The sequence below is a fragment of the Mesorhizobium sp. HAY1-8B genome, assembly GCF_056868045.1.
Genome location: NZ_CP200321.1, coordinates 3,359,408 through 3,382,523 on the forward strand (window position 1 = coordinate 3,359,408; position 23,116 = coordinate 3,382,523).

Genomic DNA, 23,116 nt, shown 5'->3' on the forward strand with positions numbered 1-23,116 from the left:
ATGATACGCACCGTCCCCACCAAACCCTACTCCGACCAGAAGCCCGGCACGTCGGGCTTGCGCAAGAAGGTGCCTGTGTTCCAGCAGGAGCACTATGCCGAGAACTTCATCCAGTCGATCTTCGACGCGCTCGACGGGTTCAAGGGCAAGACCCTGGTGATCGGTGGCGACGGCCGCTTCTACAACCGCGAGGTCATCCAGAAGGCGATCGCCATGGCCGCCGCCAACGGCTTCGGCAAGGTGATGGTCGGGCAGGGCGGCATCCTGTCGACGCCCGCCGCCTCGCATGTCATCCGCAAATACAAGACCTTCGGCGGCATCATCCTGTCTGCCAGCCATAATCCGGGCGGCCCGCACGAGGATTTCGGCATCAAGTACAATGCCGGCAATGGCGGCCCGGCGCCGGAAAAGCTGACCGACGCGATCTTCGCCAAGACCAAGGCGATTTCGAGCTTCAAGACATCGGACATCGATCCGATCGACATCGACACGATCGGCACGATCAAGGCCGCCGGCATGACGGTCGAGATCATCGATCCGGTCGCCGACTATGCCGAACTGATGGAAAGCCTGTTCGATTTCGACGCGTTGCGCAAACTGTTCAAGTCGGGCTTCCGCATGCGCTTCGACGCCATGCACGCGGTGACCGGTCCCTATGCCAAGGAGATCCTTGAAAACCGGCTTGGCGCGCCCAACGGCACCTGCCGCAACTTCAAGCCGCTGCCCGATTTCGGCGGCCATCATCCCGATCCGAACCTGGTCCATGCCAAGCACCTCTATGATGAGATGATGGGGCCGGATGCGCCGGATTTTGGTGCCGCTTCCGATGGCGACGGCGACCGCAATCTGATCATCGGAAAGGGCATTTTCGTCACCCCGTCGGATTCGGTGGCGATGCTCGCCGCCAATGCCCGGCTGGCGCCCGGCTACAAGGACGGGCTGAAGGGCATCGCCCGCTCGATGCCGACCAGTGGCGCGGCCGACCGGGTCGCCGAAAAGCTCGGCATCGGCATCTATGAGACCCCGACCGGCTGGAAGTTCTTCGGCAATCTGCTCGATGCCGGCATGGCGACGATCTGTGGCGAGGAAAGTGCGGGCACCGGCTCCAACCATGTCCGCGAGAAGGACGGCCTTTGGGCGGTGCTCTTGTGGCTCAACATCCTTGCCGCGCGCGGCGAAAGCTGCAAGCAGGTCGTCACCGAGCACTGGGCGGCCTACGGGCGCAATTACTATTCGCGCCACGACTATGAAGAGGTCGAGAGCGACCGCGCCAATGCACTGGTCGACGAATTGCGCGCCAAGCTCGGCTCGCTGCCCGGCACCAGCGTGCGCGGCCTGAAGGTCACCAAGGCCGACGACTTCGCCTATCATGACCCGGTCGACGGCTCGACCAGCGAGCACCAGGGTATCAGGGTGCTGTTCGAAGGCGGTTCTCGCGTCGTCTTCCGGCTCTCCGGCACCGGTACTTCAGGTGCCACCTTGCGCGTCTATATCGAGCGCTACGAGCCGGACAAGGCGCGGCACGATCTCGACACCCAGGTCGCACTCGCCGACCTCATCGCCGCCGCCGACGACATTGCCGGGATCAAGAGCCACACCGGTCGCAACAAGCCGAGCGTGATTACTTGAGGGTGGCGGTGAGGGCTTTCCCTTCTCCCCTTGCGGGAGAAGGTGGCCTCGCGAAGCGAGGTCGGATGAGGGGTGCTCCAGCTTGGCGCGTTCTTCGATCGAGATTGCCAACGCCTCGTTCCGTCACACACCCCTCATCCGTCTCGGCGCTGCGCGCCGATCCACCTTCTCCCACAAGGGGAGAAGGGGAGGCGCTCGCATGACCCAACTCGGCGCCACAAACACCCCCGAAGGCATCCGCTTTGCCGCCTGGTCTTCGTCGGCCCGTCGCCTCTGGGTCTCTATCTTCGACGAGCAAGACAATCGGGAAATCGACCGGCTGGAGCTCCAGCCGGAAGGCGAGGGAGTGCATGCGCTCTTCGTTTCCGGCCTTGCCGCGGGCACGCGATATGGTTTCCGTGCCGATGGCGACTATGCGCCCGAGCTTGGGCTGTGGTTCGATCCCGACAAGCTGCTGATCGATCCCTACGCCGCGGAAATCGACCGGCCTTATGCTTACCACTGGCGGCTCGCCGCGCGGCGTAACGAGGGCGCGGACACCGCGCCGTTGATGCCCAAGACCGTGGCAAGGGCCTTGCCCGAGGCAGTGCCTGTGCTGCCGCCGCTGTTTCGTCCGGGCGGCTTGATCTACGAACTGAATGTCCGCTCCTTCACGAAGCTCCACCCCGATGTGCCGGAAGAACAGCGCGATACCCTCGCAGCGCTCGCCCACCCCGCCATCATCGCGCATCTGAAGCGCCTCGGTGTGTCCGCCGTCGAACTGATGCCGGTGACGGCGTCGATCGACGAGCGGCATCTGCCACCGCTGGGCCTGAGCAACGCCTGGGGCTATAACCCCGTCACTTTCATGGCGCTCGATCCACGGCTGGCGCCCGGCGGTCTGGCCGAATTGCGCGAAACCGTCGCGACGCTGCGCCAGGCCGGCATCGGCACCATCCTCGATCTCGTCTTCAACCACACAGGCGAAAGCGACAGGCTTGGGCCGACGCTGTCGTTGCGCGGCCTCGACAATCAAGCCTACTACCGGCACCAGCCGGATGGCAGGCTGGTCAATGACACCGGCACGGGCAACACGGTCGCGTGCGACCATCCGGTGGTGCGCGACATGGTGCTCGACACGCTTCGCCATTTTGTCCGCCATGCCGGCGTCGACGGCTTTCGCTTCGATCTGGCACCGGTGCTGGGCCGCGTGGACGGCATGTTCGATCCCGCCGCGCCCTTGCTCGAGGCCATCGCTGGCGATCCAGTCCTTGCCGATCGCGTGCTGGTCGCCGAACCCTGGGATATCGGCCCGGACGGCTATCAGCTCGGCAATTTCCCTGCGCGCTTCCTGGAATGGAACGATCGCTATCGCGACGATGCCAGACGCTTCTGGCGTGGCGACGTCGGCGCGGTTGGAGCGTTGGCGACCCGGCTTGCCGGCTCATCAGATGTTTTTGGCAAGGCAGGCCAGCCGGCCAGCCGCACGGTCAATTTCATCGCCGCGCATGATGGCATGACGCTGGCCGATATCGTCGCCTATGAGCGTAAGCATAACGCGGCCAATGGCGAGCAGAATCGTGATGGCCACAACGACAATTTGTCCTGGAACAATGGCGCCGAGGGCGAGACGGACAACGCGGCGATCGGCGAAGCTCGCTTCGAAGACCAGTGCGCGCTGCTTGCCACACTATTTGCCTCGCGGGGCACCATCATGCTGACCGCGGGCGACGAATTTGGTCGTACCCAGAACGGCAACAACAACGCCTACGCGCAAGACAACGCCATCACCTGGCTGGATTGGACGGGCCGCGACCAGGTGCTGGAGCATTACGTATCGGCGCTGGCCACACTACGCCGTGCCGTCCCGGCATTGTCGGACACGCATTTCCTGACGGGACAATCGGCCGAGGCTCCAGGCATCCCCGACGTCGCCTGGTTGACCGAGACCGGCATGCCGCTGGCCGAGGCGGACTGGAACGATCCCGGCCGACATCGCCTCGTCATGCTGTTGGGCGATTCAGGCGGCGGCCGCCTTGCCGTCATCATCAACGGCGATCGCCGCCAATGCGTCTTCACCTTGCCCGAGCGGGAAGGGTTCCGATGGCAGCCGGCGATCGAAACGCAGGCGGTCGACCTTGCGCGGCCAATGCCGGGCCGCGGCGTCAATTTCATGATCGAGCGCCGGACCGGAAAGGGCGGCGCCGGGAAGGGTTCGTGATGGCCGATGAAGATGCCAACCCTGCCGACCCGGGGGCGGGGCAGGGGGCCGAGTGGTGGCGCGGCGCCGTCATCTACCAAGTCTACCCGCGTTCCTTCCAGGACACGACCGGCGATGGCAGCGGCGATCTCAGGGGTATCACGGCAAGGCTCGCCCACATTGCCTCGCTTGGCGTCGATGCCGTCTGGCTGTCACCCTTCTTCAAGTCGCCGATGGCCGACATGGGCTACGACGTGTCGGACTATCGCGACGTCGATCCGATGTTCGGTTCGCTGGAGGATTTCGACATCCTGGTCGCCGAAGCGCACCGGCTGGGCCTGAAGGTCGTCATCGACCAGGTGCTGTCGCACTCATCCGACAAGCATGAATGGTTCATCGAAAGCCGCGCCAGCCGCGACAACCCCAAGGCCGACTGGTATGTCTGGGCCGATGCGAAGCCCGACGGCAACGCTCCCAACAACTGGCTGTCCGTCTTCGGTGGCCCGGCCTGGGAGTGGGATTCGAACTCGCCGGCAATATTACATGCACAATTTCCTGGCCTCGCAGCCCGACCTGAATTTCCACAATCCGGAGGTCCAGGATGCGCTGCTGGACACGGTTCGGTTCTGGCTGGAGCGTGGCGTCGACGGTTTCCGGCTCGACACCGTCAACTACTATGTCCACGACCGCTGGCTACGCAGCAATCCGCCCTTGGCGTCGAGTGTCGCCGGCACCAATGGCGAGACCAACACCTACCTTTACCAGGAGCATCTGTTCGACAAGACGCAGCCGGAAACGCTGGCTTTTCTCGGAAGTTTCCGGGCATTGCTGGACGAGTATGAGGGCCGTGCCGCGGTTGGTGAAATCGGCGATGAGGGCCGCTCGCTGCAGACGCTGGCCGCCTATACCTCCGGTGGCGACAAGCTGCAGATGTGCTACACCTTCGACCTGCTCGGTTCGCAATTTTCGGCGGCGCATGTGCGCGGCTGCGTCGAGGCTTTCGAACATGCGGTCGTCGACGGCTGGGTTTGCTGGGCGTTCTCCAACCATGACGTGGTGCGCCATGTCAGCCGCTGGACAGGGCTGGATGGCGATCCCGACACGGTGGCCAGATTCTCGATCATGCTGCTCGCCTGCCTGCGCGGCTCGATCTGCCTCTATCAGGGCGAAGAGCTTGGCCTGGAAGAGGCGGAGCTAGCCTATGAGGATCTGCGCGATCCCGTCGGCATCCGCTTCTGGCCCGGCGTGAAGGGCAGGGATGGTTGCCGCACGCCGATGGTCTGGGAGGCCGGCGCCGACAATGCGGGCTTCTCGACGGCCAGGCCCTGGCTGCCGGTACCGGCCAGCCATCGCGCCCGTGCCGCCGATGTGCAGAACGGCAACGACCAATCTGTGCTGTCAGCCTACCGTTCGACGCTTGCCTTGCGCAGGCGCCATCCAGCGCTGGTGAGCGGTTCGATCCGCTTTCTCGACGCCGAGGGTGACGTGCTCGCCTTCATCCGCGAAGGCAGCGGTGAGAGGCTGCTCTGTGTCTTCAATTTCGCTAGGGAGCCGGCGAATTGGCCGTTGCCCGGGGATATCGAAGCAATTGCTGCTGTCTTGGGTGGCACCGCGGCTGTCGAGGAAGAGACGATCTCGCTGCCGGCTCTCGGTTGCTTCCTTGGCCGGCTCGATTGAGCGGCGGTTCAACCGTCTTTCGGCCAAGCCATTCGCTTGGCCGAAAGACGCCCTACTGAACCAGCACCGCGCGTCCGCAGGTTGCTCCGGTGACACGAACGTCGGCCTGGCCGACACCGACACCCAGGGCCGAAAGCACGTTGTAAAGCAAATCGTCGACGGGTGCCGTTACGGTGTTCAGCACCGCCACCACCGCGGGTTTGACCGTTCCGAGCAGGGCGGTGAGGTCGATGCCGAGACCAAGCACACCGACCGAAAGCGACAAATTGTTGACCAGTGACGTGGTGAGCGACTGCGAGATGTTGCGCGTCGAAACGGTCTTGATCGTCTTGTTGGCGATATCGGTGGCGTTGAAGGTCAGTGTTTGCGGGCTGTTGTTGGTGATCGCGGTCGCGGCCGAACCCATCACCTGGATCAGCGGGATATTGATCAGCAGGAGCTTCAGGCTCACATCCGCGATCTCGGCGTCGGTGAAGGTCTGCGGCTGGCTGAAATTGGCGAAACCGGAGGGATTGTTGCTGTTTGCCAGGTTCAGCTGGGCAATGCCGGGGTGTGCGGCGATGGAAACGCTGATGCTGGAGGGCCCTGTCGGACAGGTAATGTCGGTCAGCTTCGCTTCCGCGTAGGCGACTTCCACATTAAGCGGCAGATTGACGGCCAAGAGGCTGATGCCGCCGCCGAGGCCGGGGGTGCCGACACCGACGGAGGCCGTCAGTTTGATGCGCGTCTGGGCCGTCCGCACAGTGGTGCCGATGCCATCGATCGCCAGCCAGGGCGAGGATTGCGCCGGCTCGCCAATGGCGATGTTGAGCTTGGTGGAGAGCAGTCCGGGAATGGTGGCGCCGAGATCGACCGCCGCCTGGCTGGTGCCGTTGGCGAGCACGGCGGCGGCGGTCAGCATCCCCATGGCGCTTGCGTCGACCCCAAGGCCGGACGGCTGTTGTCCGAGGCCCAGGCTGCCGACGGAACCAAGGTCGATAAGACTGCTGAGCGGGATCTTGACCGTGCTCGTCGACTTGGTGGCGATGGTCTGCAGGGCGACCTTGGCCGTATTGCCGAGACCAGGAACGTTGGCCATGGCGGTGGCGATCTGGCCGACAGTCGCCTTCGAGGCCAGCACGTTCGAATAGGTGCCGGCGGTGATGTTCAGTTGTGTGGCCAAGGCACTGACAAAGGAGAGCACGCTGACGTCGGCCGAGATCAGCCCGTTATAGTCCATGACGCTGAGCGAGATGTTGCCGCCGAGAAGTCCGCTTAGAAGCGCGTTGAGGATGCCGCCGTTGACGCTGAGCAGTCTCGATCCGACCGAGAATGCGGCCTGCGGCGTCATGCTGGCCGTGGCTTGGGTGCCGATGACCGGAGTGGGGATGAGCGAGCTCGCGAAATAGCGGGCGGGGATTTTCGCCAGCGTGACACGCACTGCATTGTAAGGTGTCACGCCCGCCTGGAAGCGTTGGGTGACATTGGTGGTCGATGAGGCATATCGGCCCTTTGTGACCGTCACCACCGTCTTTCCGACGGCCGGAGGGATGGTCTGGCCCGAGGCTTGAACGACGACGCCTGGCATGCCGTTGTCGGTGAGCGTGGTCACGACCGCCGTGTTGACATTGTTGATGTTCGATGCGGCGGTGATCGCCGCCAGATCGACCATCGCCTGGGCTTCGCGGCGTTCGGTATAGATGGAGGCTTCATCGATGGCCACCGCGGCCAGCGCCAGCGCGACCGGCGCGCTCAGTGCCGTCATGACGGCAAAGTTCGCATTCCTGTCGCCCAGCATCGACCGTACAAGCCGGCCGATGCCCTTGCCCCGACGCTGCGGCATTCAGATTCCCCCGACCCTGATCGTTGACTGGCGCTTGATGGTGGTCCCCGGCATGGCTATGCCCGGGAAGAGATTCCAGATCGGCAGGTTGCGCGCATCGTAGGAGATAGACACCACGAACTGGCTTCCATCGGCCACGCTGTCATTGGCCTGGTAGGTCAGTTTGCTGGCGTCCACGAAGGGGTAGCCGCCGGCATTGTTGGTGAGGAAGGAGGCCACCAGCGTTTGCCGCTCGGTCTGGTTCAATCCGGCAATGGCCGTCCTGGCGGCGTCGGCCGCGATCTGCTGGATCGAGTTGGCGGCGCCAAAATAGATGCCGTACGCAACCATTCCGAGTAGCAGGAGGATAAAGAGCGGCGACAGCAAAGCGAATTCGACCGCTGAAGTTCCCGAATCGTCTGTTCGGAATGCGCGCCTTCGGGCCGTGGAAATGAGGTTCTGAACCATGATAGCAGCATGCCAAAATTCGCATGCAGAAAGCGAAAACTCTGGGTACAACCAGGGGATGCGTACAATTGAAAAAGCCGCTCTAATTTAGCCGTTGCTTCTTCGGTTGGGAGGATTGACTTAGGGTCAATCAGTACTCGGTTGAAAACAGCTTACCTCCTGTCTAGTCTCCTGCCACCAGCTGCCGGAGGGAACCGGCGGCGCGCTTGAAGGAACCAGATATCGGTCCCGGGGCGTCAACACGAAAAGGCGCGCCGACGGCAGCGCCGACAGGGAGAACTTCATGCTGAAAAACATGCTGAAGGCGACGGTGTTCGCCACCACCATGGCCGTAGCCGCCGGTGCGTTCTACACGCCGGCTTTCGCGGAGACCGTCTATAACAGGGGCACCGCCGCTGAGTCGGAATCGGTCGACCCGCACAAGACCTCGACGGTCTATGAAGCCAATGTGTTGCGCGACCTGTTCCAGGGACTGGTCATGCAGGACGAGAAGGCGAACCTCATTCCGGGCGCGGCCGAAAGCTGGACGGTATCGGACGACGGCACCGTCTACACCTTCAAGCTGCGCAAGGACGGCATGTGGTCGGACGGCAGCCCGGTGACGGCCGACGACTTCGTCTACGCCTTCCATCGGCTGGAAGACCCCGCGACCGGCGCCGAATATGCCTCGATGCTCTATCCGGTGAAGGGTGCGGAGGACGTCAACACCCAGAAGGGCAAGCCCGAGGACATGGGCGTCAAGGCGATCGACGCCAACACCCTGGAAGTGACGCTGAAGGCGCCGACGCCTTACTTCCTGGAGATGCTGACCCATCAGGCGACCTATCCGGTCAGCAAGGCCTCGATCGAAAAGCTCGGCGCTGACTGGATCAAGCCCGGCAACCTTGTTTCGAACGGCGCATATACGCTGGCCGAATGGGTCCCCAACGACCATATGAAACTGGTCAAGAATCCGAAATTCTGGGACGCGGCGACCGTCAAGTTCGACGTGGTCAACTACATCCCGACCGAAGATCGCTCCTCGGCCATGAAGCGCTTCGAAGCCGGCGAACTCGACAGCTACGACGATCTGCCGACCGAACAGCTCGCCGACCTCAAGACCAAGTTCGGCGACCAGATCCATGTCGGCCCATATCTCGGCACCTATTACTACGCGATCAAGACCGACAAGGCGCCGTGGAACAACCCTGAACTGCGCAACGCCATTTCGATGGCGATCGACCGCGACTTCATCGCCGAAAAGGTCTGGCAGAACTCGATGCTGCCCGGCTATTCCATGGTGCCTCCCGGCATCGAGGGCTACACGCCCGCAATGGCCAAATACGCCGACATGCCGCAGATCGATCGCGAGGACGCCGCCAAGAAAATCCTCGAGAAGCTTGGCTACACGCCCGAACATCCGCTGAAGATGGAAATCCGCTACAACACCTCGGAGAACCACAAGAACACGGCGGTTGCCATCCAGGAGCAGTTGAAGCCGCTTGGCGTCGACGTCACGCTGCTCAACACCGACACCAAGACCCACTACTCCTTCCTTGAGCAGAAGGGCGACTATGACGTGGCGCGTGCCGCCTGGATCGCCGATTACAAGGATCCGGAAACCTTCCTCGGCATCTCGCGCAAGGCGAGCGGCAACAACTATTCGAACTATGACAGCCCGGCCTATGAGGCGGCCATGGACAAGGCAGCCGCCGCCGGCGGCAAGCCCGAGGAGCGCATGAAGGAGCTCTCCGAGGCCGAGCGCATTCTCGTCGACGATGTCGGCCAGATTCCGCTTCTCTACTACAGCTACCACGACATCGTGTCCTCGAAGCTGCATGGCTTCGTCGACAATGTGATGGACATCCATCCGTCGCGTTTCGTCAGCAAGGACTGATCCCTGGCCAAGCCGCCGCGCACTCCTTGCGCGGCGGTGCTGGTTTGCCATCGCATCGGCCCGGGAAGCGCAATCGATTTTCGGAAAATCCGGTGCGAAGATTTGAAGGCTGGAGCACAGTCATCCAAAGGGATGGGCGTGTCCGGATCAAGCGGGGCACCGATGCTGCGATACGTATTCCGGCGGCTTTTGACCGCCATACCGACGCTGTTCGTCATCGTGACGATGGCGTTTTTCCTGATGCGCGTCGCGCCAGGCGGCCCATTCAACCAGGAGCGGGGGCTGAGCCCCGAGATCAAGGCCAACCTTGAAGCCCAGTTCGGCCTCAACGACCCGCTCTGGCTGCAATATGTTCACTATCTCGGCAATCTCCTGCGCGGCAATTTCGGCCCGAGTTACAACATGCCGGACTTCACCGTCACAGAGCTGTTCGCCAAGGGCCTGCCCATTTCGGTGCAACTCGGCGCCTCGGCGCTGGTCCTGGCGCTGCTGCTGGGTTCCGTGCTCGGCACCATTGCCGCACTCAACCAGAACAAGCTTGGCGACTATACGGTGATTGCACTGGCGACCGCCGGCAGCACCATACCGACCTTCGTCATCGCGCCGGTTATCCAGCTCCTCTTCGGGCTGACCTGGAAGCTTTTGCCGATCGGCGGCTGGGGCGATGGCGCCTTCATCAACAAGGTCGGCCCGGTGCTCACCCTTGCCTTGCCGCAGATCGCCATCGTTGCCCGCCTGATGCGCGGCTCGATGATCGAATCTCTGCGCTCCCATCACATCCGCACGGCGCGCGCGCTGGGCCTTTCCGACTGGTCGGTGGTGGTCAAGCACGCCTTGCGCGGCGCCATCCTGCCGATCGTCTCGTTTACCGGCCCTGCGGCGGCCGCCCTTTTGACCGGTTCCGTCATCGTCGAGACGATCTTCTCCATTCCAGGCGTCGGCCGTTATTTCGTCGATGCCGCGCTCAACCGCGACTACACGCTGGTGATGGGGACGGTGGTGGTGATCGCCATCTTCACCATCGTCTTCAACCTGATCGTCGACGTCATGTACGCGGTCGTCGATCCGAGGGTGCGCTATGACTGACATCGCAGCCACGGCTCCCACCATCGTTGGTCGCTCGCTCTGGGGCGATGCCTGGGCGCGCCTCAAGGCCAACCGCGCCGCTATGTTCAGCCTCTACTATCTCGCTTTGATCGGGATCGTCAGCGTGTTCGGCCCCTGGTTCGTGCCGCATCAATACACGACTATCTATGCCGACTATGTGCGCATGCCGCCAAGCCTATCGGCCTACCCGAAGCCAGACATGATCCAGGGCGCGCTCACGGACGCCATCAAGCGCATGCGTGTCGACCTCAAGGAATGGCATCAGGAAGGCAGCCGCGTCACGGTCACGGTCACCTCCATCAAGCCGATCGATGATCGCAACATCCGCTACCTCGACCGCTCCGATGCCTTTGACGACACCAAGATCGAGACCAAATCGCCCGACGGGCTCGAGGTGACGATGAGCACATCGGTCAAGCAGCAATATTTCCTGTTTGGCACCGACAACACCGGCCGCGATCTGCTGTCGCGCACGCTGATGGCCGGGCGCATCTCGCTGGCCATCGGCCTGCTCGCCGGAGTCGTGGCGGTGGTGATTGGTGTGATCTATGGCGCCGCCGCCGGCTTTTCCGGTGGCAAGATCGACGAGGTGATGATGCGCATCGTCGATGTGCTCTATTCCTTGCCGTTCATCTTCTTCGTCATCATGCTGGTGGTGTTCTTCGGCCGCAACTTCGTGCTGATGTTCCTGGCCGTCGGCGCGGTGCTGTGGCTCGACATGGCCCGCATCGTGCGCGGCCAGGCGCTGTCCATCCGCCGCCAGGAATATGTCCAGGCGGCCGAAGCCATGGGCGTCGGCCAGCGCGGCATCCTGCTGCGCCATGTCATCCCCAATCTGCTCGGCCCGGTGGTGATCTACATGACGCTGCTGGTGCCGCAGGTCATCATCCTGGAGAGTTTCCTGTCGTTCCTTGGCCTCGGCGTGCAGGAGCCGATGACCAGCTGGGGCGTGCTGATTTCGGTTGGCGCTAAGAACATCGGCACCGCAAACTGGCTGCTCCTGTTCCCCGCCTTCTTCCTCGTCTCGACGCTGTTCGCCCTGAATTTCGTCGGCGACGGCCTGCGCGACGCGCTCGACCCAAGGGATCGCTGAGATGGAGGATCGATAAAGATGGGGATCGCTGACATGGCTACTCCCGAAACGATTCTCAGCGTCAAGGACCTGCGCGTCCGCTTCCGCACGCTCGACGGCGCCGTCGAGGCGGTCAAGGGCATCAACATCCACGTCAATGCCGGCGAGACCGTTGCCGTGGTCGGCGAGTCCGGTTCCGGCAAGAGCCAGACCATGATGGCGGCGATGAGCCTGCTGGCTTCGAATGGCGAAGCCACGGGCCATGTCGACTATCGCGGCCGCAATCTGCTGACACTGAGCAAATCCGACCTGAACAAGGTGCGCGGCGCCAAGATCAGCATGATCTTCCAGGAGCCGATGACCTCGCTCGATCCGCTCTATTCGATTGGCAACCAGCTGATCGAGCCGATCCGCCGGCATCGCGGCCTGAATGCCGCTGAGGCACGCGAAGAAGCGCTCAAGCTTTTACGCCTCGTGCACATCCCCGACCCCGAGCGGCGGATGAAGTCCTATCCGCACGAAATGTCCGGCGGCCAGCGTCAGCGCGTTATGATCGCCATGGCGCTGGCCAACGACCCCGACATCCTGATCGCCGACGAGCCGACGACGGCGCTCGACGTGACCATCCAGGCGCAGATCCTGATGTTGCTCGCCGAACTGCAGCGCAAGCTCGGCATGGCGATCGTCTTCATCACCCACGATCTTGGCATCGTCCGGCGTTTCGCCGACCGTGTCTATGTCATGCGCCAGGGCGAGGTCGTCGAGGAAGGCGAGGCGGAAGCGATTTTCGCAAACCCGCAGCACGCCTACACCAAGATGCTGCTGGCGGCCGAGCCGACGGGAACCAAGGCGCCACCGCCGGCCAATGCGCCCGTGGTGCTCGAAGGCAGGAATGTCGAAGTCACATTCAGGATCGGCGGTGGGTTTCTGGCCGGCGAGCCACTGATGCTGCGTGCCGTCGATGACATTTCGATCCGGCTTCAGCGCAACCAGACCATCGGCATTGTCGGCGAATCCGGTTCGGGCAAATCAACACTCGGTCGCGCCCTGCTGCGGCTGCTGCCGAGCGATGGTTTGATCCGTTTTGGCGATCGCGACATTTCCACGGCCGACCGGCAGGAGATGCGGCCGCTGCGGCGCCAGATGCAACTCGTCTTCCAGGATCCGTTCGGCTCGTTGTCGCCGCGCATGACCGTTGGCCAGGTCGTCACCGAAGGCCTTCTGGTGCATGAGCCGAACCTTTCAAGCAAGCAGCGTGACCAGCGCGCGGTCGAGGCCTTGCGCGAAGTCGGGCTCGATCCCAACGCCCGCAACCGCTACCCGCATGAATTCTCGGGCGGCCAGCGGCAGCGCATCGCCATTGCCCGGGCGATGATCCTGAAGCCCAAAATGGTCGTGCTGGACGAGCCGACCTCCGCGCTTGATCGCTCGGTGCAAAAGCAGATCGTCGAACTGCTGCGCAAGCTGCAGGCCGACCATGAACTGTCCTACCTCTTCATCAGCCACGACCTCGCCGTGGTGCGCGCCATGGCCGACTACATCATCGTCATGAAGCAGGGAAAGATCGTCGAGCAGGGGCCGACCGAGGCGATCTTCAGCAACCCGCAAGCGCCTTACACGCAGACTCTGATGAACGCGGCGATCGACGTGACGCGCTTTCGGCTGAGCGCGTGAGGCGGCGCTTCAACTGAAGGCAATCATCGTGGCGGCCTCCGTTCGCTCAGCCCGCAGACCTCGGGCACTTGCGTGCGCGCGCAGCGGCAATGGCATCCTGCTGCTGTTTCAGCCGGTCTATCCTGGCTGTTTCCCGATTGGCGACGGCGGTTTTCACCCGCGAGCCGCCAAGCAGCCAGCGCGGAACATTGGTGTTGGCGACCTTGCCGCGCGTAATCGCGGTTTGCGAGATTTCGCTGGCGGTTTCGCCCAGCGCGCTGTTGAGCTCGACACAGGTCATCTTGTCGTACTTCGCCGGATCTACCGTTCTGCCGATCGAGGAGCAGCCGGCCACGAGAAGCACGGCAATCACAAGAACCGGTGTCCAGGCTGTCGTTGAGATAAAATTCATGTCCGCATCCGGTCGCCAGCTTACCGGCTTTCATCGAATTGCCTAGAGCCGATGCCCATTTCGACAAAGTTTGCGCCTGCTGTCGAGCCCGATCGCAATCCGTGCCGGTCGTGACGAGATGTCGTCTGCCGGCGCTCTCTCGTTCGCACGGCTTGTCGGCCTGTCATCTCCAGGGATTCTCATGCTGCTTCGGCGACAAGTCCGGCCAGCGGGGGCTCACCACGGAGCACTGTCTGGGCGATGCCGCTCTTGTTTTCATCGACATGGGCCGTCACCAGGACGATCCCCTCGGCGACGCTCAGATCGTCGGGTTTGGCAGCAGTCGTGATGAATGAGCCGAGCAACCCGCAAGCGCCGCCACAGACCGCGCAAATCACAGCTGTTGCCGGTAATCCGGCGTGAAGGGAATTGACACCGTAGACGGCCACGGCACCAAGGCACGCCAATGCCGCACCGACCAGACCGAGAATGACGCCCGGAGACTTTAGAACTCCGATTTCATCCTGGTAGGGGCCAATAATGGCAATCTGAATGTGAGGAACACCAGCCGCCACCAGTTCTCCAGCAACCCGGCCCGCTTCGGCATGAGAATCAAAAAGCCTGCTAATGGTCCGCATGGTCTCAGAGCGTTTCCTTGTCGAGCAACGTGCCGGTCACGAAGGACGCGGCGATCAAATCGTCGCCATCGATGCTGCCCTGCCCGTCTTCCATCATGGCCGCAACCTTTTGGAATGTCTTCATTTCGCTCATGGTAATCCGGGCTTGCTGCATCCTGGCCTCGAGGGCGGCTACGCGCGTCCCCAATGCATCGGATCTTGCGGCCTCGCTGTTCGACATGGTGACTTTCATCCAAATTCGCTTGATCGCCCTCGCGCGCCCAGTCACCGAACAGAGTCGAAGCGTAATCGTTCCCGAGCTGGGCTTCGGTCTGGTAGGGAGCTGGACTTAAGTCTGGCTGTAAAATGCAATGGTCCTACCTGTGATGCTGCCTGGAACAGCCCCCCGTTCGCAGCCGTTGTCCGCTGCATGTTCAGGAGAAACTGATGGAAAAGAGTGTTGGCCAAGCGCGCTGGTTGCTCGCGCTGATCTTCGCGGTGGCCATCACCTTCATGGCGATTGGAATAACTCTTGGCTGACCATCCGAGAGATCGAGTACGAGTGTCCTGCAGATTGGCGCAGCTATGTCCCTTCCTGCGCCGATAGGGTTCGCCCGCCGCTTCCATGCGGCGAGCGAACCCTCAGTCTCAAGTCGGGGAGCAGAAGAAGGCTTCCGCGACCACGGATTTTCGAGCCCACTGTCGTACGGCCCCACGGCAAAGCCGGAGTTAGCTTTTCCGCGATACTCCCGGCTTTCGCAGCTTAGGCTCTTTTTCTATCGCAGACGCAGAAACACGTGGCTCCGATGCCAGACGGGAATCGCGGATCGTGAGCCAATAGATCACGCTCGATTAACGCCGGCCGCTCCACACATCACAACCGAGATATCCACGCGGCACGTACGTTGCTTGCCAGCATCATTGGGAGGCGAATATGGCACTTTCACCGGACCGGTATGATGATGACATGATGATCCAATGTCCTCGATGCAACCGAATGATGATCCGTAAAGGCCGTCTGATAAAGAGCATCAAGTCGCTGACCTGTGAAGGTTGTGACAACCAAATTCGGATGACATACAGCCGCAAGATCGACATCTTCGAAAGACGCCGCCGATCACAACCCTGAAGCTGGTGGCCCAGCCTGTCGATGGGTAAGTCAAGCTCGGCGGTGACTAACGGGCGAGGGGTATTGGACCAGCACCATCGCGCGAATTGGCCCGACTCCTGGTAATAAGCCGGGCCAGCGGCCGTGTTATCAGTAGCCGCCGTTCTCGATCACCACGGGATGGCGGTGATGGTGTGTGGAGACGGAACCCGTGACCACGAGGGCGTCTCGACGATGGTGATGATGCCGGCGGCCATGGTCGTAGAACGCGACCGTGCCGTGGTGACGGTGATGCAGGCGCTGTCCATCCTCGTTGATGATCCTGACCTTGTGGTGGTGTCGATGATGGGTCCTGATAACCACATCGGCCTCGGCTGCCGACGCCACGACCGGCAATCCCACGGAAAGCGCCAACGCGCACATGATCATTGTTTTCATTATATTTTCTCCACTTACTTGAATAGCCCTTCGGTGGATACAACTGCGGCTGGCCGCTTTGGTTCCGGGGTTTTCCCAAGGCAGTAGGGATGCCTAAGGGCAAGTCGAAGGTCGGGCGATCGCATTGCCCAGGGCAGAGAAAGGGCGCTTTTCGAAGTGCCCGATGCTCATTCAACCGGCACGACGATCTGAGCTCAAAAATTCGCGACATCCAGCTTGCCATGCGGTGGAACATTAGGTCTATCTAATAGTTCTACTCCCGCGGCAAGCGCGTTGGTGTCCGCTGAAGATCGGCCGGCAATGGCGGATCGGCCCGCGTCCTCCGCCAGAGGCGCGGGCCTCCCAGGCGACAGGAGAGAGATCATGAACAACATCATCTGGCTCGTTGGAGCGATAGTCATCGTGTTGGCGATATTGAGCTTCTTTGGCCTCCGATAAGTGTGACGGGAGTGAGGTTCGTCGACACTTTTTTCGGCACCTGATCAGCCGAAGCGGATGCTGGGAAAGCGCCATAGGCTGACGGCCGCAAACCAATATGGCGGCAGAGCTTACTGCTCCTCTTCGCTGCAAAGCGCATTGGCTATGGCTCAGCCAACTCAACTGAGGAGGCGTATCATCTCGCCCGGTTTTCAGGTGGCATATCAGTCAAGCGCCAAGTCGGGATGCGCTAACGCGTTGTTTTTCTGGTCGGAGTGGCAGGATTTGAACCTGCGACCCCCTCGTCCCGAACGAGGTGCGCTACCAGGCTGCGCTACACTCCGTGACCAGACGGCGGGCTTATAGCCGCCACACTTCATTCCTGCAAGCGGCAATGGCAGCACTTCTGTCGCATTTCATCAGCTTTCGCCGCGCAGGCCGCTGGTGTTCCAGTTAAATGCGCGCGCCCAGTCGGCAAAACCGTGCCAGCGCACTTCGGGGAACTCCCTTTGCAAGGCGGCGATGTCAACGTCGTAACCGACGCGGTCGAACCATTCGAACATCAGTGCCGCGTCCTCGCTCTGCTGGCGGGCAGCCGCGATCGGGATCTCCTGATAGCGGATCGGGCGACCGATGGCCTCGGACAGGATTCTTGCCTGCTCCTCGCCGGACAGTTCGTCCCCGGCGAAATCGAAGCGCTTGCCGAATACCTGTTCCCGCCGTTCCGCGAGTGCAGCGACGAAGGCGCCGATATCGGCCAGCGCAACCAGTTGGACGACGCGCTTCGGCGGCAAGGCGAAAGCGTGAATGCCTTGACGGAGCGCGTCGATCGACCACGGCGCAACTGCATTCTCCATGAAGGCGACCGGCGCGCTGATCGTATAGGGAATGCCGAGCTGCCTGACATGCTGCTCGACAAGGTATTTGCTTTCGAAATGCGGAATGCCGGTCTTCTTGTCGGCGTCGGCAACGGATGAATAGATCAGGTGTCCGATGCCGGCGGCCTTTGCCGCATCGGCGGCAAGAATCCCCTGGCGGGTTTCCTCCTCGAGGCCGGCCTCGTAGCTGTTGCCCATCAGGAACATGGTGTCGACGTCTCTTGCCGCCTTCACGACGGAGGCTGTGTCGGCGAGATCGCCGGCCACGATTTCGGCGCCTACCGCAGCCAGTTGCCGTGCGGCTTCGCTGTCCGGCTTGCGCGTCAGCGCCTTGACGCGATGGCCCCTCGACAACAGGGCACGCGCAACGGCGCCCCCCTGCTGGCCCGTGGCTCCCGTCACAAGAATGCTTCGTTTCCTGGTCATCTCATTTGCTCCATCTTGTCTTGTCTGGAGCAAATTAGCGTCTGTCTCATTGATGCATAATTGCCTATAATTGGAAAACTTTGTCCCAATATTGAGCACAATGATCGACCTCAACGATGTCACCGTCTTTGCCCGCGTCGTCGAAGCCGGCAGCTTCACCGCGGCCGCACGCTTGCTCGCCATGCCCAAGACCACTGTCAGCCGCCGTGTCGCCGCGCTCGAACGCGAGGTCGGTGTGCGGCTGCTGCAACGCACCACACGCAGCCTCAACCTGACGGACGCCGGACGTCTCGATCATGAGCAAAGCAGCCAAGGGCTGCGGACGATCGAGGAGGCGAATCTGCGTCTCGCGGAGGCGAGGGCGGAGCCTTCGGGTACGATCCGGATTTCGGCCCCGGTTGGTTTCAGCGGTCACTTCCTCATCCGCGCCGTGGTCGAGTTTCTGGCGCTGTACCCGAAGACCAATGTCGAACTCCGCCTCACCGACGACAAGCTCAACCTGATCGAGGACGGCATCGACCTCGCCTTCCGCACCGGGAGACTTGAGGATTCGACGCTGATTGCCCGCAAGATCGGTTCCACGCACAGGCTGCTCTGCGCCAGCCCCGCCTATCTCGCGCGATATGGTATGCCGGAAAGCCCGGCCGATCTCGCCCGCCATCGATGCGTCATCGCGGGCCAGTCGGCCTCGGGCGCTCATTGGGTGCTTGATGGACCACAAGGCCAGGAAACTGTCGTGGTCGCCGGGCGATTCGCCGCCAATGAGATGCAGGCGGTGGTGGCGGCCGCGCTCGCGGACTTCGGCATCGCTCAATTGCCCCAGCTGATGGCCGAGGGGCTGATCAACGAGGGGCGGTTGCGGCGCGTTCTCGACGGCTACACGACGCCCGAGGGCGGTCTATATGTTCTCTATCCCAGCAGCCGGCACCTTTCCCCCTGGTCAAGGCCTTCATCGATCTTGCGGTCGAGCGGATTTCCAATCGGGTAAACACGGCTTAAAGGCATGCCTGCTACCCTAGACCAACTTCCGAGCGAGACCCGAATGAGCCAGCGCATCGTCAGTTTTGTCATGAGCGGCGGCGTCGGCTCGCGGCTCTGGCCGTTGTCGCGCGAGGACAATCCCAAGCAGTTTCACGATTTTTCGGGCGACGGCTCCATGCTGGCCAAGACCTTGCGCCGGCTGACGGCAAGGCCGACCGGCGAAACGCCGATCTTCCTGATTGCCTCCGAGCGCCATGCCGAACGTGTCCATGCCGACCTGGCTGGCCTCGATCTCGCCGGCAGTGGTCCATTGTTCGAGCCCACGGGGCGCAACACCGCCGCCGCGATCGCACTGGCAACGCTGCGCACCCTGTCCGAATTCGGCGACAGCCTGGTCCTGGTTGTGCCATCGGACCACGAAATATCGACCGCAGGGCAATTCTGGCAGAGCATCGAGGCCGGCGCCGAGGCGGCGCGCGCCGGTCGGCTCGTGGTGTTCGGCATCAAGCCGACGCAGCCCGAGACCGGCTATGGCTATATCGAGGTGGCGGGCGCGCAGGGTGGCATCTTCGACGTCACGCGCTTCGTCGAAAAGCCGGACCTTGCGACGGCGCAGAGCTATCTCAGGGCGGAGAGCTTTTACTGGAACACCGGCATCTTCCTGTTTCGAGCCGGCGCCATGCGCGATGCCTTCGCGGCGTTCCAGCCGGACATCTGGCAGGCCACCGCGGCCGCCTACAAGGCGGCGACATCGGACCTGTCCGGCCTCTATATGCCGCTGGAGCTCTATGAAGCCATCCCCTCGATCTCGATCGACTATGCCATCATGGAGCGGGCGCAAGGCATTGCCATGGTGCCGGCCGACTTCCGCTGGAACGATCTCGGCTCCTGGCAGTCGCTGCTCGATGTCGGTCCGGCCGACGAGCAAGGCAATGTCGTCATCGGCGATGTCGTCGCCATCGATTGCGAAAACTCCTACATCCGCAGCGACGGCCGCCTGTTGTCGGCGATCGCCATGAAGGATGTGGCCATCGTTTCGACCGCCGATGCGACTTTCGTCGCGCCGGTCAGTCACAGCCAGCACGTCAAGAAGATCGTCGAGCAGCTCGAGAAATCGGGCCGGCTGGAAACCAGGTTCACGCCGGCGCATGACCGCGTCATCGAAAGCGGCGCCTGGCGGCGGCGTGTGCACCACTGGCTGTTTCAGGAGACATTGCCGCTGTGGTCGACATCAGGCGTCGACGAGCGTCATGGCGGTTTCCATGAAGCGCTGGGCTTCGACACCAACCCGCTCATGAAGCCCAAGCGCATGCGGACCCAGGCCAGGCAGGTCTATGCCTTCGCGGTCGCCAGCGCGCGCGGCTGGCATGGTCCGGCCCACAGGCTGATCAGCCACGGTATCGAGTTCATGGCCAGGAATGGCCGCACCGACAAAGGCGGCTGGGTGCGTACGCTCCATGTCGACGGCTCCGTCGCCGACGCCACCGAGGATGCATACGATCATTCCTGCGTGCTCCTGGCGCTCGCCCATGCCCATATGTCCGGCAATCCCGATGCCTTGCGGCTCGGCGAGGAAACCTTCGCGTTCCTCGATGCGCATCTCGAGGATCATCGCATGACCGGTTTCCTCGAAACATCGGACGGGAAGGGCGAACGGCGCTCCAACCCGCACATGCATTTGCTCGAGGCGTTCCTGGCTTGGCACCAGGCCACCGGCGAGCGCGCTCATCTGCGCCGTGCGGCACGCATCATCGATCTCTTCCGCAGCCATTTCTTCGACCGGGAAAGCTGGACGCTGGGCGAATATTTCGATGACGAGTGGAAGCCGTCAGCCGGTGAGAAGGGCGCGTGGACCGAGCCCGGCCATCACTTCGAATGGGCTTCGCTGCTGGTCGATTTCGCCGGACGCAGCGGCCAGGCCGAACTGAGCGGCTTCGCCCGAAAGCTCTACGCCTCGGCCATCGCCAATGGCCTCAACCGCGCCACCGGCCTTGCCTATGGGGCGGTCTCGCGGCAGGGCCTGCCGCTGGACCTGATCTCGCGCAGCTGGCCGCAGGCCGAAGCGGTCAAGGCGGCGATTGCGCTGGACGGTTCGGGCGGACCCGATCTCAAGCCGGAGATCGAGGAACGGGTTGGCCGGCTGTTTCGCTGGCACATCGACCCGGCGCCGCTCGGCCTATGGATAGACCGCATCGACGAACGCGGCCGCTCGCTGGCATCGGATGTTCCGGCCAGCATCTTCTATCACCTGGTCTGTGCGCTGACGCAGTATCTGGATGGGACGGCGGAGAAGGGGTGAGACGTTGGGTGAGGCGGGCGGTAGCGAATTTGTGGACGTTCCGGGTGATACAACCCTCTGGAAGACCCAGGACATTCCGCCACAGAGGGTAGATCTTCCATTAGAGGCCCGTGGCCGTTTTCGTTGGTATTATCCGATCTTCGGAATCGCCGCCGTGTGGGCACTGTCCTCTTCAATAAGATTCTATTCGATCGCAGTTCAAAATTGGGAGACCGGCAACTCACTCGATCGAATAGCGTGGGTGGCTGGAGTGGTCGGGTGCCTTTTTGTCAGCGTCCTCTTTGCGGGAATGCTTGTAAGGATGATATTCGACGCGGCGAGTTCGCGCCCATTACTCATTCTTGACAGACAAACGTTGTGGGATAGGCGTCAGTTAGACGAGCCGATGCCATGGAGCAACGTCGAGCACATAAGGTTTCAATCAGTCAGGGATACTGTTGTCGTTCACCTAAAACTTGCGCAACCTGTGTATGTTAGAAGTGGACTGTTCCGGATTGGCGGCGCGATAAGAAGTGGGCTCAAGTCAAATATAATCGTATTGCTCTCAGACTTGAAGGACGAGGAAATCGTTGAGAAGGCGATCGTGGCCCTTGCTAGAAGGGGCGAAGCCTGAAGCAAATCAATACGGGCTTGCCACATCCCCCGTCTCGACATAGATCGACTTGAGCTGCGAATAGAGCGCCAGTGCCGCCAGCGAGTTCTCGCGGCCGATGCCGGACTGCTTGAAGCCGCCGAAGGGGATTTCGACCGGCGTCAGATTGTAGGCATTGATCCAGCATGTGCCGGCCTGCAACTCTGCGATGACGCGGTGGGCGCGCGGCAGGTCGCGGGTGAAGACACCGGCGGCGAGGCCGAATTCGGTGTCGTTGGCGCGGTCGATCACCTCGTCCTCGCCGTCGAATTTCAGCACGCTCATGACAGGCCCGAAAATCTCCTCGCGGGCGATGCGCATCGTGTCGGTGACACCGGTGAACACCGTCGGCTCGACGAAGAAGCCGCCGTCAAAGCCTTGCAGCGAAGGCACGTTGCCGCCGCAGGCCAGTGTGGCGCCATCCTGCTTGCCGATCCCGATATAGCCGACAACCTTCTCATGCTGTGCTTTCGAGACCAGAGGCCCCATCTGGGTCTCGGGGTCGAGCGGATCGCCGATGCGGATTTTCTTCGTCCGCTCGATCAGCCGGTCGACGAAGCGGTCATGGATGCCGCTCTGCACGAAGACGCGCGTACCGTTAGAGCAGATCTGGCCGGTGGAGTAGAAATTGCCGAGCATGGCGCCGCCGATGGCGTTTTCGATGTCGGCGTCGTCGAAGACGATCAGCGGCGACTTGCCGCCGAGCTCCATCGTCGCATGCTTCATCTTCGAACCGGCGAGCGACAGCACCTTGCGTCCGGTGGGCACCGAGCCGGTCACCGAGACCTTGGCGACGACATCGTGTCCCACCAGGCCGGCGCCGACATCGCCATAACCCTGCACCACATTGAAGAGCCCGTCGGGCAAGCCGGCCTCGCTGTAGATTTCGGCCAGCGCCAGTGCTGAAAGCGGCGTGTTCTCCGACGGCTTGAACACCATGGCATTGCCCATGGCCAGCGCAGGCGCCGATTTCCAGCCGGCGATCTGGATCGGGTAGTTCCAGGCGCCGATGCCGACACAGACGCCGAGCGCCTCGCGCCGTGTGTAGGCGAAAGGCCCGCCGAGATCGACGGCCTCGCCATTATAGGCGGCGACCGCGCCGCCGAAATATTCAAGGCAGTCGGCGGCGGAAGGCGCGTCCGCCACCAGCGTCTCCTGGATCGCCTTGCCGGTGTCGAGCGTCTCGATGCGGGCGAGGTCGGCGTTGCGGGCGCGAAGAATGTCAGCGGCGCGGCGCAGGATGCGGCCGCGCTCGACCGGTTTCAGCCGTGCCCAGGCCGGCTGCGCGGCCCGCGCGGCCTCGATGGCGAGTTCCAGGACGTTCGGTGTCGCCGAGCGCAGCATGGCGATGGTCTCGCCGGTTGCCGGGTAGATGACGGGCAGCGGCGCGCCTTGCTCGTCGTCGATATAGCGTCCGTTGACATAGTGCGATGCCGTGGGCTGGGCGCGCATGGGAGTCTCCAATGGT

16 protein-coding genes, 1 tRNA gene and 2 pseudogenes are annotated in these 23,116 nt (G+C 62.4%); 10 read left to right on the forward strand and 9 right to left on the reverse strand.

Features of this window, described 5'->3' with window-relative positions; all coding sequences use genetic code 11:
- The 3 genes and pseudogenes from AC1VON_RS15705 to bglA all read left to right on the forward strand — a co-directional run bounded on the left by AC1VON_RS15705 (window position 1) and on the right by bglA (window position 5,485).
- Window positions 1-1,629, forward strand: coding sequence for an alpha-D-glucose phosphate-specific phosphoglucomutase (locus tag AC1VON_RS15705; RefSeq protein ID WP_483124141.1), 1,629 nt, complete (start codon window positions 1-3; stop codon window positions 1,627-1,629).
- Between the two features lie 199 nt (window positions 1,630-1,828).
- Window positions 1,829-3,829, forward strand: coding sequence for a glycogen debranching protein GlgX (glgX, locus tag AC1VON_RS15710; RefSeq protein WP_483124142.1), 2,001 nt, complete (start codon window positions 1,829-1,831; stop codon window positions 3,827-3,829).
- Window positions 3,829-5,485 (forward strand): annotated as a pseudogene (gene bglA / locus AC1VON_RS15715) (beta-galactosidase BglA). The gene glgX and the pseudogene bglA overlap by 1 nt, the downstream one beginning before the upstream one ends.
- A 52-nt stretch (window positions 5,486-5,537) precedes the next feature.
- Here bglA and AC1VON_RS15720 read toward each other — a convergent pair.
- Together AC1VON_RS15720 and AC1VON_RS15725 are read right to left on the reverse strand one after the other, a co-directional pair.
- Window positions 5,538-7,307: a hypothetical protein gene (locus tag AC1VON_RS15720; protein ID WP_483124143.1), complete on the reverse strand. Its 1,770-nt coding sequence runs from the start codon at window positions 7,305-7,307 to the stop codon at window positions 5,538-5,540.
- A complete protein-coding gene (locus AC1VON_RS15725; protein WP_172353020.1) occupies window positions 7,308-7,754 on the reverse strand; it encodes a TadE/TadG family type IV pilus assembly protein in 447 nt (148 codons plus the stop codon).
- A 283-nt stretch (window positions 7,755-8,037) separates the two neighbouring features.
- Here AC1VON_RS15725 and AC1VON_RS15730 point away from each other — a divergent pair, with 283 nt between their 5' ends.
- From AC1VON_RS15730 to AC1VON_RS15745, 4 genes are all read left to right on the forward strand, one after another.
- Complete coding sequence (locus AC1VON_RS15730; RefSeq protein WP_483124144.1) at window positions 8,038-9,630, forward strand: peptide ABC transporter substrate-binding protein; 1,593 nt, start codon at window positions 8,038-8,040, stop codon at window positions 9,628-9,630.
- A gap of 162 nt (window positions 9,631-9,792) precedes the next feature.
- Window positions 9,793-10,716, forward strand: coding sequence for an ABC transporter permease subunit (locus AC1VON_RS15735; RefSeq protein WP_483124145.1), 924 nt, complete (start codon window positions 9,793-9,795; stop codon window positions 10,714-10,716).
- The gene (locus AC1VON_RS15740) at window positions 10,709-11,830 is read left to right on the forward strand and encodes an ABC transporter permease (protein ID WP_483124146.1); all 1,122 of its coding nucleotides are present in this window, start codon (window positions 10,709-10,711) and stop codon (window positions 11,828-11,830) included. The genes AC1VON_RS15735 and AC1VON_RS15740 overlap by 8 nt, the downstream gene beginning before the upstream one ends.
- A 33-nt stretch (window positions 11,831-11,863) precedes the next feature.
- Window positions 11,864-13,483, forward strand: a complete 1,620-nt coding sequence (locus AC1VON_RS15745) for an ABC transporter ATP-binding protein (RefSeq protein ID WP_483124147.1) — start codon at window positions 11,864-11,866, stop codon at window positions 13,481-13,483.
- Between the two features lie 46 nt (window positions 13,484-13,529).
- Here the strand turns inward: AC1VON_RS15745 and AC1VON_RS15750 are convergent, their stop codons facing one another.
- The 6 genes from AC1VON_RS15750 to AC1VON_RS15775 form a co-directional block, all read right to left on the reverse strand.
- Window positions 13,530-13,874: a hypothetical protein gene (locus tag AC1VON_RS15750; RefSeq protein ID WP_483124148.1), complete on the reverse strand. Its 345-nt coding sequence runs from the start codon at window positions 13,872-13,874 to the stop codon at window positions 13,530-13,532.
- Between the two features lie 179 nt (window positions 13,875-14,053).
- Window positions 14,054-14,491 (reverse strand): hypothetical protein, encoded by a 438-nt coding sequence (locus AC1VON_RS15755; RefSeq protein ID WP_483124149.1) that lies wholly within the window; start codon window positions 14,489-14,491, stop codon window positions 14,054-14,056.
- A 4-nt stretch (window positions 14,492-14,495) separates the two neighbouring features.
- Window positions 14,496-14,711, reverse strand: coding sequence for a hypothetical protein (locus AC1VON_RS15760; RefSeq protein WP_483126338.1), 216 nt, complete (start codon window positions 14,709-14,711; stop codon window positions 14,496-14,498).
- 1,017 nt (window positions 14,712-15,728) lie between these two features.
- Window positions 15,729-16,016, reverse strand: coding sequence for a hypothetical protein (locus tag AC1VON_RS15765; protein ID WP_172351299.1), 288 nt, complete (start codon window positions 16,014-16,016; stop codon window positions 15,729-15,731).
- A gap of 684 nt (window positions 16,017-16,700) precedes the next feature.
- Window positions 16,701-16,777: transfer RNA gene (locus AC1VON_RS15770), tRNA-Pro, on the reverse strand.
- A gap of 75 nt (window positions 16,778-16,852) precedes the next feature.
- Entirely contained in the window at window positions 16,853-17,737 is an 885-nt protein-coding gene (locus AC1VON_RS15775) for an NmrA/HSCARG family protein (protein ID WP_483124150.1), read from the reverse strand.
- Between the two features lie 100 nt (window positions 17,738-17,837).
- Between AC1VON_RS15775 and AC1VON_RS15780 the strand changes: the two are divergent.
- From AC1VON_RS15780 to AC1VON_RS15790, 3 genes and pseudogenes are all read left to right on the forward strand, one after another.
- Window positions 17,838-18,736, forward strand: a pseudogene (locus tag AC1VON_RS15780) (LysR family transcriptional regulator).
- Window positions 18,737-18,779: 43 nt separating this feature from the next.
- A complete protein-coding gene (locus AC1VON_RS15785; protein ID WP_483124151.1) occupies window positions 18,780-21,017 on the forward strand; it encodes an AGE family epimerase/isomerase in 2,238 nt (745 codons plus the stop codon).
- Window positions 21,018-21,021: 4 nt separating this feature from the next.
- Window positions 21,022-21,630: a hypothetical protein gene (locus AC1VON_RS15790; RefSeq protein ID WP_483124152.1), complete on the forward strand. Its 609-nt coding sequence runs from the start codon at window positions 21,022-21,024 to the stop codon at window positions 21,628-21,630.
- Between the two features lie 6 nt (window positions 21,631-21,636).
- Here AC1VON_RS15790 and betB read toward each other — a convergent pair whose 3' ends face one another.
- A complete protein-coding gene (gene betB / locus AC1VON_RS15795) occupies window positions 21,637-23,100 on the reverse strand; it encodes a betaine-aldehyde dehydrogenase (RefSeq protein WP_483124153.1) in 1,464 nt (487 codons plus the stop codon).
- Between the last annotated feature and the right edge of the window lie 16 nt (window positions 23,101-23,116).

What these genes read in the sequence shown, in the direction of transcription:
- AC1VON_RS15750 (WP_483124148.1), bottom strand. Translation starts at nt 13,874, where the DNA reads ATGAATTTTATCTCAACGACAGCCTGGACACCGGTTCTTGTGATTGCC.
- AC1VON_RS15730 (WP_483124144.1), top strand. Translation starts at nt 8,038, where the DNA reads ATGCTGAAAAACATGCTGAAGGCGACGGTGTTCGCCACCACCATGGCC.
- AC1VON_RS15740 (WP_483124146.1), top strand. Translation starts at nt 10,709, where the DNA reads ATGACTGACATCGCAGCCACGGCTCCCACCATCGTTGGTCGCTCGCTC.
- AC1VON_RS15745 (WP_483124147.1), top strand. Translation starts at nt 11,864, where the DNA reads ATGGCTACTCCCGAAACGATTCTCAGCGTCAAGGACCTGCGCGTCCGC.
- AC1VON_RS15705 (WP_483124141.1), top strand. Translation starts at nt 1, where the DNA reads ATGATACGCACCGTCCCCACCAAACCCTACTCCGACCAGAAGCCCGGC.
- AC1VON_RS15755 (WP_483124149.1), bottom strand. Translation starts at nt 14,491, where the DNA reads ATGCGGACCATTAGCAGGCTTTTTGATTCTCATGCCGAAGCGGGCCGG.
- AC1VON_RS15760 (WP_483126338.1), bottom strand. Translation starts at nt 14,711, where the DNA reads ATGTCGAACAGCGAGGCCGCAAGATCCGATGCATTGGGGACGCGCGTA.
- AC1VON_RS15735 (WP_483124145.1), top strand. Translation starts at nt 9,793, where the DNA reads ATGCTGCGATACGTATTCCGGCGGCTTTTGACCGCCATACCGACGCTG.
- AC1VON_RS15725 (WP_172353020.1), bottom strand. Translation starts at nt 7,754, where the DNA reads ATGGTTCAGAACCTCATTTCCACGGCCCGAAGGCGCGCATTCCGAACA.
- AC1VON_RS15720 (WP_483124143.1), bottom strand. Translation starts at nt 7,307, where the DNA reads ATGCCGCAGCGTCGGGGCAAGGGCATCGGCCGGCTTGTACGGTCGATG.
- AC1VON_RS15765 (WP_172351299.1), bottom strand. Translation starts at nt 16,016, where the DNA reads ATGAAAACAATGATCATGTGCGCGTTGGCGCTTTCCGTGGGATTGCCG.
- betB (WP_483124153.1), bottom strand. Translation starts at nt 23,100, where the DNA reads ATGCGCGCCCAGCCCACGGCATCGCACTATGTCAACGGACGCTATATC.
- glgX (WP_483124142.1), top strand. Translation starts at nt 1,829, where the DNA reads ATGACCCAACTCGGCGCCACAAACACCCCCGAAGGCATCCGCTTTGCC.
- AC1VON_RS15785 (WP_483124151.1), top strand. Translation starts at nt 18,780, where the DNA reads ATGAGCCAGCGCATCGTCAGTTTTGTCATGAGCGGCGGCGTCGGCTCG.
- AC1VON_RS15775 (WP_483124150.1), bottom strand. Translation starts at nt 17,737, where the DNA reads ATGACCAGGAAACGAAGCATTCTTGTGACGGGAGCCACGGGCCAGCAG.